Raw genomic sequence first — 14,070 nt, 5'->3', positions numbered from 1 at the left:
GGCGACCACCGAGCCGATGCCGAAGAAGGCACCGTGGGCGAGGGAGGCAACCACGCGGCCCGCCAGCATCAGCCCGAATACCGGGGCTACGGCGGAGAGCAGGTTGCCGAGCACGAACAGACCCATCAGCAGCATCAGCATCCGCTTGCGGGGCACCTTCGTGCCGAGCGCGGTCATGATCGGGGCGCCGATCACCACACCGAGGGCGTAGCCGGTCACCAGCAGTCCGGCTGTGGGAATGGAGACACCGAAGTCACCGGCGACCTCGGGCAGCACACCCATGATCACGAATTCGGTGGTTCCAATTCCGAAGGCCCCGATCGCGAGGGCCAGAAGCGCGAGAGGCATGGTGGGGTACACCTTCCCAGACGATTGCAGGAGCGCTTTGCGTGCGCCCACAATAGTTGCAGACGCTGGTTACTTGCAAGTGCGGGCTATTGCGATCGTGCTCTATCCTGGATCCAGTCGCTCCGGGACGGAGAAAACGCCATGACAGCCACGGACCCCGCACTCACCGCCCTCTCGCAGGGCTGGTGCGCTCTCTCCCTGCTCCACGGGAGGATCGAGGCCCACATCGAGCGTGCCCTGCAGGCCAAGCACGGCCTGAGTGTGCGGGAGTACTCCCTGCTCGACGTGCTCAGCCGCCAGCACGACGGCGATGGCGGTCATCTGCAGATGAAGCAGGTCGCGGACGCGGTCGTCCTCAGTCAGAGCGCCACCACCCGGCTCGTGACCCGGCTCGAGGATCGCGGGCTGCTCTCGCGCTACCTGTGCCCGACCGATCGTCGCGGCATCTACACGAACGTCAGCGAAGCGGGCCTCACGCTCCTCGAAGAGGCACGGCCCACCAATGACGCGGCCCTGCGCGAGGCACTCGACGAGGCGGCCGGAAACCCGGAACTGGCCCCACTGGTCCAGGTCGTGGAATCGGCAAAGGTGCCCGCTTAGGCGCTGCGCAGGGGCTAGTCCGCTCTCGTAGGGTGCGGCCATGGGAGATCTTGAAATACGAGCCGCCGTCCCCGACGACGTCCCTGCCATCGTCGCGATGCTCGCGGACGACCCGCTGGGCGCCCAGCGGGAATCGCCGGAGGACCTCACCCCGTACCTGGCCGCCCTGAAACGCCTCAGCGGCGATGCGAACCAGCACCTCGTCGTCGCCGTACGCGAGGACCGCGTCGTCGGCACCCTTCAGCTCACGGTGATTCCCGGGCTGTCCCGCAAGGGAGCCACCCGCTCGATCATCGAAGGCGTACGTATCCACGCCGACGAGCGCGGCAGCGGCCTGGGCACCCGGCTCATCGGGTGGGCGATCGAGGAATCCCGGCGTCAGAACTGCCGGCTGGTCCAGCTGACCTCCGACGTCACCCGTACCGACGCTCACCGGTTCTACGAGCGGCTCGGTTTCACGGCCTCCCACCTGGGCTTCAAACTGCAGCTCTGAGGGGCACTCGCACCTACGGCGGGAGCCGGCTGTTTCACGTGAAACAGCCGGCTCCCGCCGTTACAGCGCCTACCGAACCCCTCGCCAGCCGTCTGCGTCCACCCCACCCGGTACAGGAGCCTTCTCGTCGTACGGCTGACGAGTGAAGGTGAATGACCCGACGTCGAGGTGGCTCACGGACCCGTCGGGACGCCGCACGGCCCGTAGAAGCTCTCCGGCGTAGTAGCCGTCGAGTCCCGTCCAGGTACCGTTGCTGTTCGCCCGAAAGCGTGCGCCTCGACCCGTGCCGGACAACGGCTCCAGCGAAACGCCACCGTCGGCCACCAGCCGCAGTCCGAAGGAGTACGTCCCCCAGTACCACTGTCCTGCCAACTCCAGGACCGCGCCGTCCACTTCCGGCAGCGGACGCCATGGCTCAGGGATCCGGGGCTCCGCCTCCGCCACGATCCGGACAAGATCTGCGGCGACGGTCAGTGCAGGCAGTCCCGAGGTGCAGTTGGACAGTACGACCGCCGCCACGTCGTCCTCCACACTCACCATCAGGCCGGCGAGGAAGCCCGGCAGGGAACCCGAGTGGCCGACGAGGGCCCGGCCGTCTCGGTGCACGATCTGCATGCCCAGGCCGTAAGCGGAACCCGCGGCCAGGTCCGCCGTCTCGGATGGCGCGGCGGGCGTCCGCATCTCCCGCACGGATTCCGCGCTCAGCACCCGGTCGTCGCCCTGAGCAAGGAAGACCGCAAAGCGCGCCAAGTCCCCGGTGGTGGACCAGAGCTGGCCGGCCGGCGCCATACGCCCGAGGTCCTCGGCCGGTTCCGGCATCATGACGTCCGCCCAGGGATGGACGGCCCACCCGCCCGCGTGCGGCGCCCTCGGCCGTCCACTGGTACGGCGCAGTCCCAGCGGCTCCAGCACCTCGCGCTGCAGAACCTCTTCCCAGGGAGCGCCCCGCAGTTCCTCGACCAAAGCCCCCAGCAGCGTGTAGCCGGGGTTCGAATAGTGGAACCGGCGCCCCACCGGATGCCGGAAAGGCTGCTCGCCCAGCACATCGGCCAGCTCCGGCCGCAGCGAGCCAGGCGTGCGCTCCCACCAGGGAGCGGGTGACTCGGCAGCCAACCCCGCCGTGTGCGCAAGCAGTTCGGCGATGGTGACCTCCCCGGCGCCGGTACCTGGCAGATGCTTCTCCAAAGGGTCACCGAGATCCAGCACCCCCTCGTCACGCAGCCTCAGCACCAGTACGGCGGTGAAGGTCTTGGTGATGGAGCCGATCCGGTACTGCACGTTCTCGTCCGGCCCGTGGCCGTCCACCGAGGTACGCGCACCGGTCCAGACCCTCTCCCCGCCCCGGACCACCGAAGCGACCAGTGACGGCGTCCGTCCTTCGGCCTGAGCGACGGCGATACGGTGCAACAGAGCCCGGCGCGTGGCAGGAAGGAGCTCTTCCTTAGGTGTCGTCATGCCTCCAGTCCACCCGCCCCGGCATCGCACGTCGAGCACATTTCTCTGACGCTCCGGGACTGGCAAGGTGTGCGTCCCGGGTCCGGCCAGGCCGACGAGATGTGTAGGGTCTCACCGCCGATGACATGTCGATCTTCTGTGACCTGCTGGTTCTCTGTTGTCTCACCGCGATGTCACCCAAGCTCAGTCTCAGATCGATGCCATTTCCTCGGCGGAACGATGAGTCTGCGGCTGAGCCACCGAGCACGAGGACTACATGCGAGCTCAGATCGCGCACCGATGAGTTTCCCGCGCCGCGCCGGTCTGTACGCGTGAGATCGACTCACGGAAGGCTGGCGCCATGCGGAAACTGATCTACGGCATGAACCTGTCCCTGGACGGCTACATCGCCGCGCCCGGCGACGACATCGGCTGGGGCGTGCCGAGCGACGAGCTGTTCCTGTTCTGGTCCGACCAGTTGCAGGCGACCGACCTGTCGCTGTACGGGCGCAAGCTGTGGCAGACGATGAGCTCCCACTGGCCGACCGGCGACCAGCAGCCCAACGCCACCCCGGCGGAGATCGAGTTCGCGCGCCGCTGGCGGGACATGTCGAAGGTGGTCTTCTCCTCAACGATCGACAAGGTCGACTGGAACACCCGCCTGGCCACGGGTGACGCGGTCGCCGAAATCACCCGGCTCAAGGACGAGGACGGCGGCCCGATGGACATCGGCGGCGCGACGCTTGCCGGGGCGGCCATGAGGGCCGGGCTGATCGACGAGTACGTGCTGGCCACCGCGCCGGTCCTGGTCGGCGGCGGCACGCCGTTCTTCACCGCGCTGGACAGTTGGGTGAACCTGAACCTGGTGGAGACGCGGACGCTTCCCGGCGGCGTGATCCTGACCAGGTACGAGACGAGGCGCTGAGCGCCCGTCCGGGAGTCACGGGCCATATGCTCCGCGAGTGATACCGGAGCGTGTCGGAGCTTGAACAACCAGTCCCTGCGATAGCCCGCCAGAAATCGGATGTTCTCCAACGCGGCCGTAGGCGGCTCGCTCCAGACGTCGTACTGCCACCTCTTCTCCTCCACCGCTCGTCGGGTCCAGTGCATGGAGGGGCCTGCCCCTTACTCACCCAAACGAGTGAGCGCTCCGAGCTGCTGGTCTCACTTCAGCTGCATAAATGTCGTCCATATGCAGCTGAAGTTGAGATTATGAAGCGGGATTTGAGACCCTACAAGGTGTCGGATCAGGTCTGCGCCATGTCCACGAAGCGCGAGTAGTGGCCCTGGAAAGCCACCGTGATCGTGGCCGTCGGACCGTTACGGTGCTTGCCCACGATGATGTCCGCCTCGCCCGCGCGCGGTGACTCCTTCTCGTAGGCGTCCTCGCGGTGCAGCAGGATCACCATGTCCGCGTCCTGCTCGATCGATCCGGACTCACGGAGGTCGGAGACCATGGGCTTCTTGTCCGTGCGCTGCTCGGGACCACGGTTGAGCTGGGACAGCGCGATCACCGGCAGCTCCAGCTCCTTGGCCAACAGCTTCAGGTTTCGCGACATGTCGGAGACCTCCTGCTGCCGGCTCTCGGACCGCTTGCCACCCGACTGCATCAGCTGCAGATAGTCGATGACCACGAGTTTCAGGTCGGCACGCTGCTTGAGGCGGCGACACTTGGCGCGGATCTCCATCATCGACAGGTTCGGGGAGTCGTCGATGTAGAGCGGGGCAGCAGAGACATCGGGCATACGGCGCGCGAGCCGTGTCCAGTCCTCGTCGGTCATCGTGCCGGATCTCATGTGGTGCAGGGCCACGCGGGCCTCGGCCGACAGCAGACGCATCGCGATCTCGTTGCGGCCCATTTCGAGCGAGAAGATCACGCTGGGCATGTTGTGCTTGATCGAGCAGGTACGCGCGAAGTCCAGGGCCAGCGTCGACTTACCCATGGCGGGACGGGCGGCGATGATGATCATCTGGCCCGGGTGGAGACCGTTGGTGAGCGAGTCGAGGTCGGTGAAGCCGGTCGGCACACCGGTCATCTCCCCCGACCGGGATCCGATCGCCTCGATCTCGTCGAGTGCGCCCTCCATGATGTCGCCGAGTGGCAGATAGTCCTCGGTGGTGCGTTGCTCGGTGACCGCGTAGATCTCGGCCTGGGCGCTGTTGACGATCTCATCGACATCGCCGTCAGCCGCGTACCCCATCTGCGTGATACGCGTCCCTGCCTCGACCAGGCGGCGCAGGACCGCGCGCTCGTGCACGATCTCCGCGTAGTACTCGGCGTTCGCCGCCGTGGGGACCGTCTGCACCAGTGTGTGCAGATACGGTGGGCCGCCGACCTTGGTGATCTCGCCCCGCTTGGTGAGCTCCGCCGCGACCGTGATGGGGTCGGCGGGCTCGCCCTTCGCATACAGGTCGAGGATCGCCTGGAAGATCGTTTCGTGCGCCGGGCGGTAGAAGTCGTGGCCCTTGAGAACCTCCACGACATCGGCGATGGCGTCCTTGGAGAGAAGCATGCCGCCGAGAACCGACTGCTCGGCATCCAGGTCCTGCGGCGGCACGCGCTCGAAGGCCGAACCTCCGCCCTCCCACGAACCGGTGTCACGGTCGCGGTCGTGCTGCTCGTCGCGGCTCCGACCGCCGTCCTGGCGCCGGCGGGAGGACGGCAGACGATCACTGGGACCGCTGTCGGCCCAGGGGTCGTCCAAGGGCTCGGAAATACTCACCGAGCCACCTCCTCCCGTCCGCGGAGCGGACCTAGCCGTGCCCCTTATTTCTACGGCACGGCACTGACAACTAAGAGGCCCAACTCCGGTTCTAATGCGTCCTTTTTGCGAGGTTTACGAGGACGGAGGAGAGAGTGGGCGTCGCCCCACGTTAGGCCCGCCGGCACCGTCAGCCAATCTGGTTATCCACAGGCCATGTGGACGACGGCCCGGATGCTGTGGAGAACTCCACGAAACCTGTGTACGACTCGGTGGACAGGCCTGTGAACAAGCACTCAGCATCTCCAAAGGACCCGCCCTGACCTGCCCATTTCCCGTCCACCGGCTGTGCAGAAGAAAAACTTTCCCGGTCGGATCAAGATCGTTGCAAACGGCGTACGACGGCGTGTCCCATCGGATGGCAAGTAAGGGTTCCTAATGGCTTGCATCTATTACCTGTGGAAGATTAGATTGGTGCTCATGACACAGGCTCCCGCGGCGTCCAAGGCCGTCCGACGCCGACACGACCGAGAGATCGTCGCGCTGGCCGTTCCGGCCGTCGGTGCACTCGTCGCCGAGCCCCTCTTCCTCATGGCCGACACAGCGATTGTCGGCCACCTCGGCACCGCTCAACTGGCCGGCCTCGGCATTGCCTCCGCCCTCCTCATGACGGCCGTCGGCGTCTTCGTCTTCCTCGCTTACGCCACCACGGCCGCCGTCGCCCGCCGCGTCGGCGCGGGAGATCTGCGGGCCGCGATCCGCCAGGGCATGGACGGAATCTGGCTCGCCCTGCTGATCGGCGCAGCCGTCATAGCCGTCACACTGCCCACGGCACCAGCCCTGATGGAACTCTTCGGCGCCTCGGACACCGCCGCCCCGTACGCCGTCACCTATCTACGTATCTCGGCACTCGGCATCCCAGCCATGCTCGTCGTACTCGCGGCCACTGGTGTCCTGCGCGGACTACAGGACACAAAGACCCCGCTGTACGTCGCCATCGCCGGCTTCGTCGCCAACGCTGCCCTCAACGTCGGTCTCGTCTACGGTGCCGGCCTCGGCATAGCAGGTTCCGCCTGGGGCACCGTCATCGCCCAGTGCGGCATGGCCGCGGTCTATCTGTACGTCGTCATCCGCGGCGCCCGGAAGCACGGCGCCTCGTTGCGGCCGGATGCCGCTGGGATACGCGCCTGCGCCCAGGCCGGTGCCCCGCTGCTGGTGCGCACGCTCTCGCTGCGGGCCATCCTCATCATCGCCACGGCGGTCGCCGCACGTCTCGGTGACGCCGACATGGCGGCACACCAGATCATTCTGTCGCTGTGGAGCCTGCTCGTCTTCGCACTCGACGCGATCGCAATCGCCGGGCAGGCCATCATCGGACGCTACCTCGGCGCAGGCGACGCCCAGGGCGCCCGGGAGGCCTGCCGTCGCATGGTTCAGTGGGGAATCGCCACGGGAGTCGTACTCGGCTTGCTGGTCATCGCCGCCCGTCCCCTGTTCCTCCCTCTGTTCACCAGCGACTCGGTCGTCCAGAACGCCGCCCTGCCCGCCCTGTTGCTGGTCGCCGTGTCGCAGCCGATCAGCGGGATCGTCTTCGTCCTGGACGGAGTTCTGATGGGTGCGGGGGACGGGCCGTACCTGGCCTGGGCCATGCTGGTCACCCTACTGATCTTCGCTCCCGTAGCGCTGCTCGTACCGGTACTCGGTGGCGGACTCACCGCGCTCTGGGGAGCGATGACGCTGATGATGACGGTCCGGATGATGACCCTCTGGCTGCGTTCCCTCTCCGGACGCTGGATCGTCACGGGCGCGACGCGCTGAGGCGTTTCACGTGAAACAGTGCGAAGGTTTCACGTGAAACCTTCGCACTGTTTCACGTGAAACGAAGGAAGAGCCGCACGCGCCTTCGTGAAACCCCACCGCGCCGTCACCGCACGAAGAAGGGCCGCACCCAGCCGGGTACGGCCCTTCCCTCAGCTATGCCGAGCGCGACGGTCAGGCCGCGACGACCTCGATGTTGACCTTGGCGGCAACCTCGGGGTGCAGACGCACGGACGTCGCGTGGGCGCCCAGTGTCTTGATCGGCGCGCCCAGTTCGATGCGGCGCTTGTCGACCTCGGGGCCACCGGAAGCCTTGATCGCCGAAGCGATGTCGGCCGGGGTGACGGAACCGAAGAGACGGCCGGCGTCGCCGGAGCGAACAGCCAGACGGACCTTCACGCCTTCGAGACGGGCCTTGATCTCGTTGGCCTGCTCGATGGTCGCGATCTCGTGGATCTTGCGAGCACGACGAATCTGCTCGACGTCCTTCTCGCCGCCCTTGGTCCAGCGGATCGCAAAGTTCCGCGGGATCAGGTAGTTGCGAGCGTAACCGTCCTTGACGTCGACGACGTCGCCCGCGGCACCGAGGCCGGAGACCTCGTGGGTGAGGATGATCTTCATGTGTCAGTCACCCTTCCCTTATCGCGCGGTGGAGGTGTAGGGCAGCAGCGCCATCTCACGGCTGTTCTTCACAGCCGTGGCGACGTCACGCTGGTGCTGCGTGCAGTTGCCGGTCACGCGGCGGGCACGGATCTTGCCGCGGTCGGAAATGAACTTCCGCAGCATGTTCGTGTCCTTGTAGTCCACGTACGTGACCTTGTCCTTGCAGAAAGCGCAGACCTTCTTCTTAGGCTTGCGCACAGGCGGCTTCGCCATGGTGTTTCTCCTGTGTGATCAAGAAGTGGGGGTACGAGCCCCGCCCCTTAGAAGGGGGGCTCGTCCGAGTAGCCGCCGCCAGAGCCACCAGGAGCGCCGGAGCCGGTCGAGCCGCCGGAGCTTCCGCCCCAGCCGCCGCCACCGCCGCCGCCCTGGTTGCCACCGGCAGGAGCGCTGGTCGCCCAGGGGTCTTCGGCGGGAGCGCCGCCGCTCTGCGGCTGACCGCCGCCGGAGCCTCCGCCCCAGCTACCGCCCTGCTGGCCGCCGCCACCGCCGCCGCTGTATCCACCCTGGCCGCCCCGACCCGTGGTCTTGGTGACCTTGGCCGTGGCGCTCTTCAGGCTGGCGCCGACTTCTTCGACGTCCAGTTCATAGACCGTGCGCTTGACGCCCTCACGGTCCTCGTAGGACCGCTGCTTCAGCCGGCCCTGCACAATGACGCGCATGCCTCGCTGGAGCGATTCGGCGACGTTCTCCGCCGCCTGACGCCAGACCGAGCAGGTCAGGAACAGGCTTTCGCCGTCCTTCCACTCATTCGTCTGACGATCAAAGGTGCGCGGAGTGGACGCGACACGAAACTTCGCGACCGCCGCACCGGAAGGGGTGAAGCGCAGCTCGGGGTCGTCGACAAGATTGCCGACGACCGTGATGACGGTCTCGCCTGCCATGGGGGAACCTCTCGGCGGGTTTGCTGCTGGCTGCTGGTGCTGCTACTCGATGCCCGGGATCAGCTGAGCTGGAGAGCTCAGTGGGTCTCGGGACGGAGGACCTTGGTCCGGAGGACCGACTCGTTCAGGTTCATCTGTCGGTCGAGCTCCTTGACGACCGCAGGCTCGGCCTGCAGGTCGATGACCGAGTAGATGCCCTCGGGCTTCTTCTTGATCTCGTAGGACAGACGACGACGGCCCCAGGTGTCGACCTTCTCGACCTTTCCGTCGCCCTCACGGACGACGGAGAGGAAGTTCTCGAGCAGCGGGGAAACAGCGCGCTCTTCGAGTTCGGGGTCGAGGATGACCATCACTTCGTAGTGACGCATATGGAACCCACCTCCTTTGGACTCAGCGGCCACGGTCGTTCCGTGGCAGGAGGGTTGTGATGCGTACGCAACGGTATCGGCCGCCACTGACAATCGGGCTCCCCGAACGGCGAACCGAGCGGGTTTCCCTGTCGTGACCTGGCTTTGGCCTGGGCAGACACCGGTGCAGAGGATACAGAGTACCTGCACATCGCCTTCCGGTTGAAATCCGGCCGGGTTGCACGTCAATCTGTACACATCGGGTGTGTATGGCGCTACGGTGCGCCGCCTTCCGCAGGAGGTGCCTTATGGCACAGACATTGCGACCCAACACCGTCGGTTCTCTGCTCGCCACCGACCACAAGCCCCACCCGCTCCAGGACACGCTGGTCGGGCTGACCCTGGTGCTCGGCTTGACGGCCTTCATCACGGCGCAGTTCCACAGCCTTCATCTGCTCAGTTCCTGGACAGGGCTGGTGGGCATCCTGACCGGTGCCGGCGGACAGTTCATCTCGGAGACGACACGGGAGCGCTTCGGGCTGATCCTGGGTCTCGGTGCCGCAGGCGTCGGTTTCTTCCTGGGTATGGCACACGGCGGCCTGTTCGGCGGCGTCATCGGCTGACGGCCCGCCAGAGGGCGGAACAACACCTCGGGACGTCCTGGCCGCGTATCGGTCGGGGCGCAGGTTCCATACGGCCAGACGGGGCGCTCACGGGGCGCAGTAGGCTTCGCCGCGAGAGCCGGAGCCCCTGTACCCATGGGGACACACCAGCCCGAGGAGCGCCCGGAATGAGCCTGACCCTGAGGACCATCAGCCGTGAGCAGCATCTGGCGTACATCCAGAGTCTGCCCGCGGCCAGCCACATGCAGGTCCCGGCCTGGGCAGACGTCAAGGCGGAGTGGCGCTCCGAGAACCTCGGGTGGTTCGACGACAGGACCGGCGAGATCGTCGGGGCGGGGCTCGTGCTGTATCGCCAACTGCCCAAGATCAAGCGCTATCTCGCCTACCTGCCCGAGGGGCCGGTCATCAACTGGTTCGCCCCGAACCTCGACGACTGGCTGCAGCCGATGCTCGCGCATCTCAAGCAGCAGGGCGCCTTCTCCGTGAAGATGGGCCCGCCGGTGATCATCCGGCGTTGGGAGGCCACTTCCATCAAGGGCGGCATCCAGAACCCGGACGTGAAGCGGCTGCGTGACATCGAGGCGGACTTCATCGAACCGCGCGCCTTCGAGGTCGCCGACAAACTGCGCCGCATGGGCTGGCAGCAGGGTGAGGACGGCGGCGCCGGCTTCGGCGACGTACAGCCGCGCTACGTCTTCCAGGTGCCGCTCGCCAACCGCTCCCTGGAAGAGGTCCACAAGAACTTCAACCAGCTGTGGCGCCGCAACATCAAGAAGGCCGAGAAGGCGGGCGTCGAGGTCGTCCAGGGCGGCTACCAGGACCTGGACGAGTGGCAGCGGCTGTACGAAATCACCGCGCTCCGCGACCACTTCCGGCCCCGCCCGTTGGCGTACTTCCAGCGCATGTGGACGGCCCTCAACACCGAGGACCCCAACCGCATGCGGCTCTACTTCGCCCGGCACGACGGCGTGAACCTGTCCGCGGCGACGATGCTGGTCGTCGGCGGACACGTCTGGTACTCGTACGGCGCCTCGGACAACATCGGGCGGGAGGTCCGGCCTTCGAACGCGATGCAGTGGCGCATGCTGCGCGACTCGTACGCACTCGGGGCGACCGTCTACGACCTGCGCGGCATCTCCGACTCGCTGGACGAGACCGACCACCTCTTCGGCCTGATCCAGTTCAAGGTGGGCACGGGCGGGGAGGCCGCGGAGTACCTCGGCGAATGGGACTTCCCGCTCAACAAGCTGCTCCACAAGGCACTCGACATCTACATGTCGCGCCGCTGACCCGGCCCGATTCGCATGCCGAGCCCTTGACCCGACCCGATATCGCTCCATCGGTCCGGCGAAACCGCCATAATTTCCGCTCATACCTCTGATACACCGCAGCCACGAGAAAGGTTCCGGGACCGGCCATGGCGCTCACGCTCTACGTCGACACCGCGCGCTGGCGGGCACACCACAAGCAGGTGTCCGAGCAGTTTCCGGGGCTCGTCCCCGTCTGCAAGGGCAACGGGTACGGCTTCGGCCACGAGCGCCTCGCTGACGAGGCCACCCGCCTGGGCTCGGACGTCCTCGCCGTCGGCACCACGTACGAAGCCGCCCGGATCAAGGACTGGTTCGGTGGTGACCTGCTGGTCCTGACGCCTTTCAGGCGGGGTGAGGAGCCGGTACCGCTGCCCGACCGGGTGATCCGCTCCGTGTCGTCCATCGACGGCGTGTACGGCCTTGTGGGCGCCCGCGTCGTCATCGAGGTGATGTCCTCGATGAAGCGGCACGGAGTGAGCGAGCAGGATCTGCCGCATCTGCACGCCGCCATAGAGAACGTCCGGCTGGAGGGCTTCGCCATCCACCTGCCACTGGACCGCACCGACGGCTCGGACGCCGTCGAGGAGGTCATCGGCTGGATGGACCGTCTGCGCGCCGCCCGTCTGCCGCTGCACACGATGTTCGTCAGCCACCTCAAGGCCGAGGAACTCTACCGTCTCCAGCAGCAGTTCCCGCAGACCCGCTTCCGCGCCCGCATCGGTACGCGGCTGTGGCTGGGCGACCACGAGGCGACCGAGTACCGCGGGGCAGTCCTGGACGTCACACGCGTCGCCAAGGGCGACCGCTTCGGCTACCGCCAACAGAAGGCCGCCTCCGACGGCTGGCTGGTGGTCGTCGCGGGCGGTACGTCGCACGGTGTGGGTCTGGAGGCCCCGAAGGCGCTGCACGGCGTCATGCCGCGCGCCAAGGGCGTCGCCCGCGCCGGCCTCGCGACGGTCAACCGGAACCTCTCCCCGTTCGTCTGGGCGGGCAAGCAGCGCTGGTTCGCGGAGCCCCCACACATGCAGGTCTCCATCCTCTTCGTGCCCTCGGACGCCACCGAGCCGAAGGTCGGCGACGAACTCGTGGCCCATCTGCGGCACACCACCACCCAGTTCGACCGCGTCGTCGAACACTGACTCTCGGAAGACGACACGCTCGACCCATGTGAAAGGCCGTACACGGACGCCGTGTACGGCCTTTCACATGGCCTTCCTTCACCCTGTTCGCTCAGAGCGAACGGTCTCCAGCCGTGGTACTCCCGCTGCCCCAGTCCACCTGAGGCCCGTCGAAGTGCGCGGCATGCCGTGGCGGATGAGCAGCGGCCCCGAACACGAAGACGTCCTCCGCACCGTCCAGCACCCCGCCCGACGGATCGTCGTCACCAGCGCGCCGCACCATGTCCCGCTCGGGCAGGAAGATGTCGCGGATGACAACGGCGCACAGGTACAGCGTCCCCAACAGGTGGACGACGATGGCGACTTGATAGCCCTCGGTCGGCAGGCCCTTGTGAGCGTCGCCGCTGGTCGTGTAGGCGAGATACATCCAGATACCCAGGAAGTACGCGACCTCGCACGCCTGCCAGATCAGGAAGTCCCGCCAGCGCGGCCGAGCCAGCGCGGCGAGGGGGACCAGCCACAGCACGTACTGGGGCGAGTAGACCTTATTGGTGAGGATGAAAGCCGCGACGATCAGAAAGACGAGCTGAGCGAAACGAGGGCGGCGTGGGGCGGTGAGGGTGACCGCGGCCAGGCCCAGGCACACGAGCAGCATCATGATCAGCGCCCAGGTGTTCGCCGTGTCCGCGGTGATCGTGATCTTCAGCCAGTTCGAGAGGAACAGGAAGATCGAACCGAAGTCGACTCCCCGCTCCTGGCTGAAGCTGTAGAACTTCGACCACCCCTCCGGCGCGAGGTACATCACCGGAAGGTTCACGAGGAGCCAGGCTCCGACCGCGCCCAGCAGCGCGGTCCCGAACTCACGCCACCTGCCCGCTCGCCAGCACAGCAGGAAAAGCGGCCCGAGCACCAGGAACGGGTAGAACTTGGCGGCCGTGGCGAGCCCGATGAGCACACCGAACGCCAGCACACGGCCTCGCGACCACATGAGCATCGCAGCGGCCAGGAGGGCCACAGCGAGGAGATCCCAGTTGATGGTGGCCGTAAGCGCGAAAGCGGGCGCGAGAGCGACCAGGAGGCCGTCCCAGGGCCTGCGACGGTGGGTACGCGCGGTGCATACGGCGATGACCGCCGCGCACACCATCAGCATCCCGGCGTTGACCATCCAGTAGATCTGCTCCTGGTCCTGGATGCTTCCGCTGCCTGGAGTGAGCCAGGACGCGACCTCCATGAACACGCCGGTCAGCACCGGGTACTCGAGGTACTCCATGTCGCCGGGGAGCTTGTCGAAGTACGGCACGAGACCGTCGGCGAAGCCGCGTCCCTGGTAGAGGTGCGGGATGTCCGAGTAGCACGCATGCGTGTACTGGGAGCTGGCCCCGAAGAACCAGGCGCCGTCGTAGCACGGCAGTTTCTGCACCATGCCAAGGGCGAATACACCGATCGCGATGAGTGCGACAACCCGCACGGGAGTCCACCAGGACGTCCCGGACAGGGCCCGTCGTCCGATGGGGCCGCCGATCAGCTCACTGCCGGTCGCGGCCACCTCGTCTTCCTTGGTCGGCCGTACCAGCTCTGGCTCGCGCACGCTCGCTCGCGTCGTCTCTGCACTGGGCATGGCGCACATCCTGCCGTACGGACCTGAGTACACGACGAGGGCCGCCGCACCTGATAGGTGCGGCGGCCCTCGTTTCACGTGAAACGGTGTGTTTCACGTGAAACACACACGGAGG

At 66.7% G+C, this 14,070-nt stretch carries 15 protein-coding genes; 7 read left to right on the top strand and 8 right to left on the bottom strand.

Annotated elements, in window-relative coordinates; all coding sequences use genetic code 11:
- Window positions 1-348: MFS transporter (locus ACFWP7_RS37095; protein WP_384391149.1), on the bottom strand; the 348-nt coding region annotated here is incomplete at its 3' end.
- Between the two features lie 141 nt (window positions 349-489).
- On the opposite strand from ACFWP7_RS37095, the gene ACFWP7_RS37090 reads away from it, so the two are divergent.
- On the top strand, window positions 490-948 hold the full coding sequence (locus tag ACFWP7_RS37090) for a MarR family winged helix-turn-helix transcriptional regulator (RefSeq protein WP_384391146.1): 459 nt from the start codon (window positions 490-492) through the stop codon (window positions 946-948).
- A gap of 40 nt (window positions 949-988) precedes the next feature.
- The gene (locus ACFWP7_RS37085) at window positions 989-1,441 is read left to right on the top strand and encodes a GNAT family N-acetyltransferase (protein ID WP_384391143.1); all 453 of its coding nucleotides are present in this window, start codon (window positions 989-991) and stop codon (window positions 1,439-1,441) included.
- A gap of 69 nt (window positions 1,442-1,510) precedes the next feature.
- Here the strand turns inward: ACFWP7_RS37085 and ACFWP7_RS37080 are convergent, their stop codons facing one another.
- Window positions 1,511-2,896, bottom strand: coding sequence for a serine hydrolase domain-containing protein (locus tag ACFWP7_RS37080; protein WP_384391140.1), 1,386 nt, complete (start codon window positions 2,894-2,896; stop codon window positions 1,511-1,513).
- Window positions 2,897-3,236: 340 nt separating this feature from the next.
- Here ACFWP7_RS37080 and ACFWP7_RS37075 point away from each other — a divergent pair, with 340 nt between their 5' ends.
- Window positions 3,237-3,800: a dihydrofolate reductase family protein gene (locus tag ACFWP7_RS37075; protein WP_384391136.1), complete on the top strand. Its 564-nt coding sequence runs from the start codon at window positions 3,237-3,239 to the stop codon at window positions 3,798-3,800.
- Between the two features lie 322 nt (window positions 3,801-4,122).
- On the opposite strand, the gene dnaB is transcribed toward ACFWP7_RS37075, so the two are convergent.
- On the bottom strand, window positions 4,123-5,598 hold the full coding sequence (gene dnaB, locus ACFWP7_RS37070) for a replicative DNA helicase (protein ID WP_365440785.1): 1,476 nt from the start codon (window positions 5,596-5,598) through the stop codon (window positions 4,123-4,125).
- 450 nt (window positions 5,599-6,048) lie between these two features.
- Here dnaB and ACFWP7_RS37065 point away from each other — a divergent pair, with 450 nt between their 5' ends.
- Entirely contained in the window at window positions 6,049-7,395 is a 1,347-nt protein-coding gene (locus ACFWP7_RS37065; protein WP_384391133.1) for an MATE family efflux transporter, read from the top strand.
- Window positions 7,396-7,569: 174 nt separating this feature from the next.
- Here ACFWP7_RS37065 and rplI read toward each other — a convergent pair whose 3' ends face one another.
- The 4 genes from rplI to rpsF all read right to left on the bottom strand — a co-directional run bounded on the left by rplI (window position 7,570) and on the right by rpsF (window position 9,307).
- Window positions 7,570-8,016: a 50S ribosomal protein L9 gene (gene rplI, locus ACFWP7_RS37060; RefSeq protein ID WP_266458477.1), complete on the bottom strand. Its 447-nt coding sequence runs from the start codon at window positions 8,014-8,016 to the stop codon at window positions 7,570-7,572.
- Window positions 8,017-8,034: 18 nt separating this feature from the next.
- On the bottom strand, window positions 8,035-8,271 hold the full coding sequence (gene rpsR / locus ACFWP7_RS37055) for a 30S ribosomal protein S18 (RefSeq protein WP_003949403.1): 237 nt from the start codon (window positions 8,269-8,271) through the stop codon (window positions 8,035-8,037).
- Between the two features lie 47 nt (window positions 8,272-8,318).
- Window positions 8,319-8,939 (bottom strand): single-stranded DNA-binding protein, encoded by a 621-nt coding sequence (locus ACFWP7_RS37050; protein ID WP_384391129.1) that lies wholly within the window; start codon window positions 8,937-8,939, stop codon window positions 8,319-8,321.
- A gap of 77 nt (window positions 8,940-9,016) precedes the next feature.
- A complete protein-coding gene (rpsF, locus tag ACFWP7_RS37045) occupies window positions 9,017-9,307 on the bottom strand; it encodes a 30S ribosomal protein S6 (protein WP_384391126.1) in 291 nt (96 codons plus the stop codon).
- A gap of 287 nt (window positions 9,308-9,594) precedes the next feature.
- On the opposite strand from rpsF, the gene ACFWP7_RS37040 reads away from it, so the two are divergent.
- The 3 genes from ACFWP7_RS37040 (at window position 9,595) to ACFWP7_RS37030 (ending at window position 12,358) form a co-directional block, all read left to right on the top strand.
- The gene (locus ACFWP7_RS37040) at window positions 9,595-9,909 is read left to right on the top strand and encodes a hypothetical protein (RefSeq protein ID WP_384391123.1); all 315 of its coding nucleotides are present in this window, start codon (window positions 9,595-9,597) and stop codon (window positions 9,907-9,909) included.
- A 167-nt stretch (window positions 9,910-10,076) separates the two neighbouring features.
- Complete coding sequence (femX, locus tag ACFWP7_RS37035) at window positions 10,077-11,198, top strand: peptidoglycan bridge formation glycyltransferase FemX (protein ID WP_384391121.1); 1,122 nt, start codon at window positions 10,077-10,079, stop codon at window positions 11,196-11,198.
- 128 nt (window positions 11,199-11,326) lie between these two features.
- Window positions 11,327-12,358 carry an alanine racemase gene (locus ACFWP7_RS37030; protein WP_384391118.1) on the top strand — a complete coding sequence of 344 codons (1,032 nt, stop codon included), beginning with the start codon at window positions 11,327-11,329 and terminating at the stop codon, window positions 12,356-12,358.
- Between the two features lie 91 nt (window positions 12,359-12,449).
- Here the strand turns inward: ACFWP7_RS37030 and ACFWP7_RS37025 are convergent, their stop codons facing one another.
- Entirely contained in the window at window positions 12,450-13,955 is a 1,506-nt protein-coding gene (locus tag ACFWP7_RS37025) for a glycosyltransferase family 87 protein (RefSeq protein WP_384391115.1), read from the bottom strand.
- Window positions 13,956-14,070: the final 115 nt, after the last annotated feature.

The sequence above is a fragment of the Streptomyces sp. NPDC058470 genome, assembly GCF_042721055.1.
Lineage (GTDB): Bacteria > Actinomycetota > Actinomycetes > Streptomycetales > Streptomycetaceae > Streptomyces.
Note: the sequence above shows the minus strand (reverse complement) of the source record. Positions and strands in the feature narration are given on the sequence as shown.

Bases quoted from the DNA above. Each gene is read 5' to 3' on its own strand.
- ACFWP7_RS37090 (WP_384391146.1), top strand. From the start codon at position 490: ATGACAGCCACGGACCCCGCACTCACCGCCCTCTCGCAGGGCTGGTGC.
- ACFWP7_RS37085 (WP_384391143.1), top strand. From the start codon at position 989: ATGGGAGATCTTGAAATACGAGCCGCCGTCCCCGACGACGTCCCTGCC.
- ACFWP7_RS37080 (WP_384391140.1), bottom strand. From the start codon at position 2,896: ATGACGACACCTAAGGAAGAGCTCCTTCCTGCCACGCGCCGGGCTCTG.
- ACFWP7_RS37075 (WP_384391136.1), top strand. From the start codon at position 3,237: ATGCGGAAACTGATCTACGGCATGAACCTGTCCCTGGACGGCTACATC.
- rplI (WP_266458477.1), bottom strand. From the start codon at position 8,016: ATGAAGATCATCCTCACCCACGAGGTCTCCGGCCTCGGTGCCGCGGGC.
- rpsR (WP_003949403.1), bottom strand. From the start codon at position 8,271: ATGGCGAAGCCGCCTGTGCGCAAGCCTAAGAAGAAGGTCTGCGCTTTC.
- ACFWP7_RS37050 (WP_384391129.1), bottom strand. From the start codon at position 8,939: ATGGCAGGCGAGACCGTCATCACGGTCGTCGGCAATCTTGTCGACGAC.
- rpsF (WP_384391126.1), bottom strand. From the start codon at position 9,307: ATGCGTCACTACGAAGTGATGGTCATCCTCGACCCCGAACTCGAAGAG.
- ACFWP7_RS37040 (WP_384391123.1), top strand. From the start codon at position 9,595: ATGGCACAGACATTGCGACCCAACACCGTCGGTTCTCTGCTCGCCACC.
- femX (WP_384391121.1), top strand. From the start codon at position 10,077: ATGAGCCTGACCCTGAGGACCATCAGCCGTGAGCAGCATCTGGCGTAC.
- ACFWP7_RS37030 (WP_384391118.1), top strand. From the start codon at position 11,327: ATGGCGCTCACGCTCTACGTCGACACCGCGCGCTGGCGGGCACACCAC.
- ACFWP7_RS37025 (WP_384391115.1), bottom strand. From the start codon at position 13,955: ATGCCCAGTGCAGAGACGACGCGAGCGAGCGTGCGCGAGCCAGAGCTG.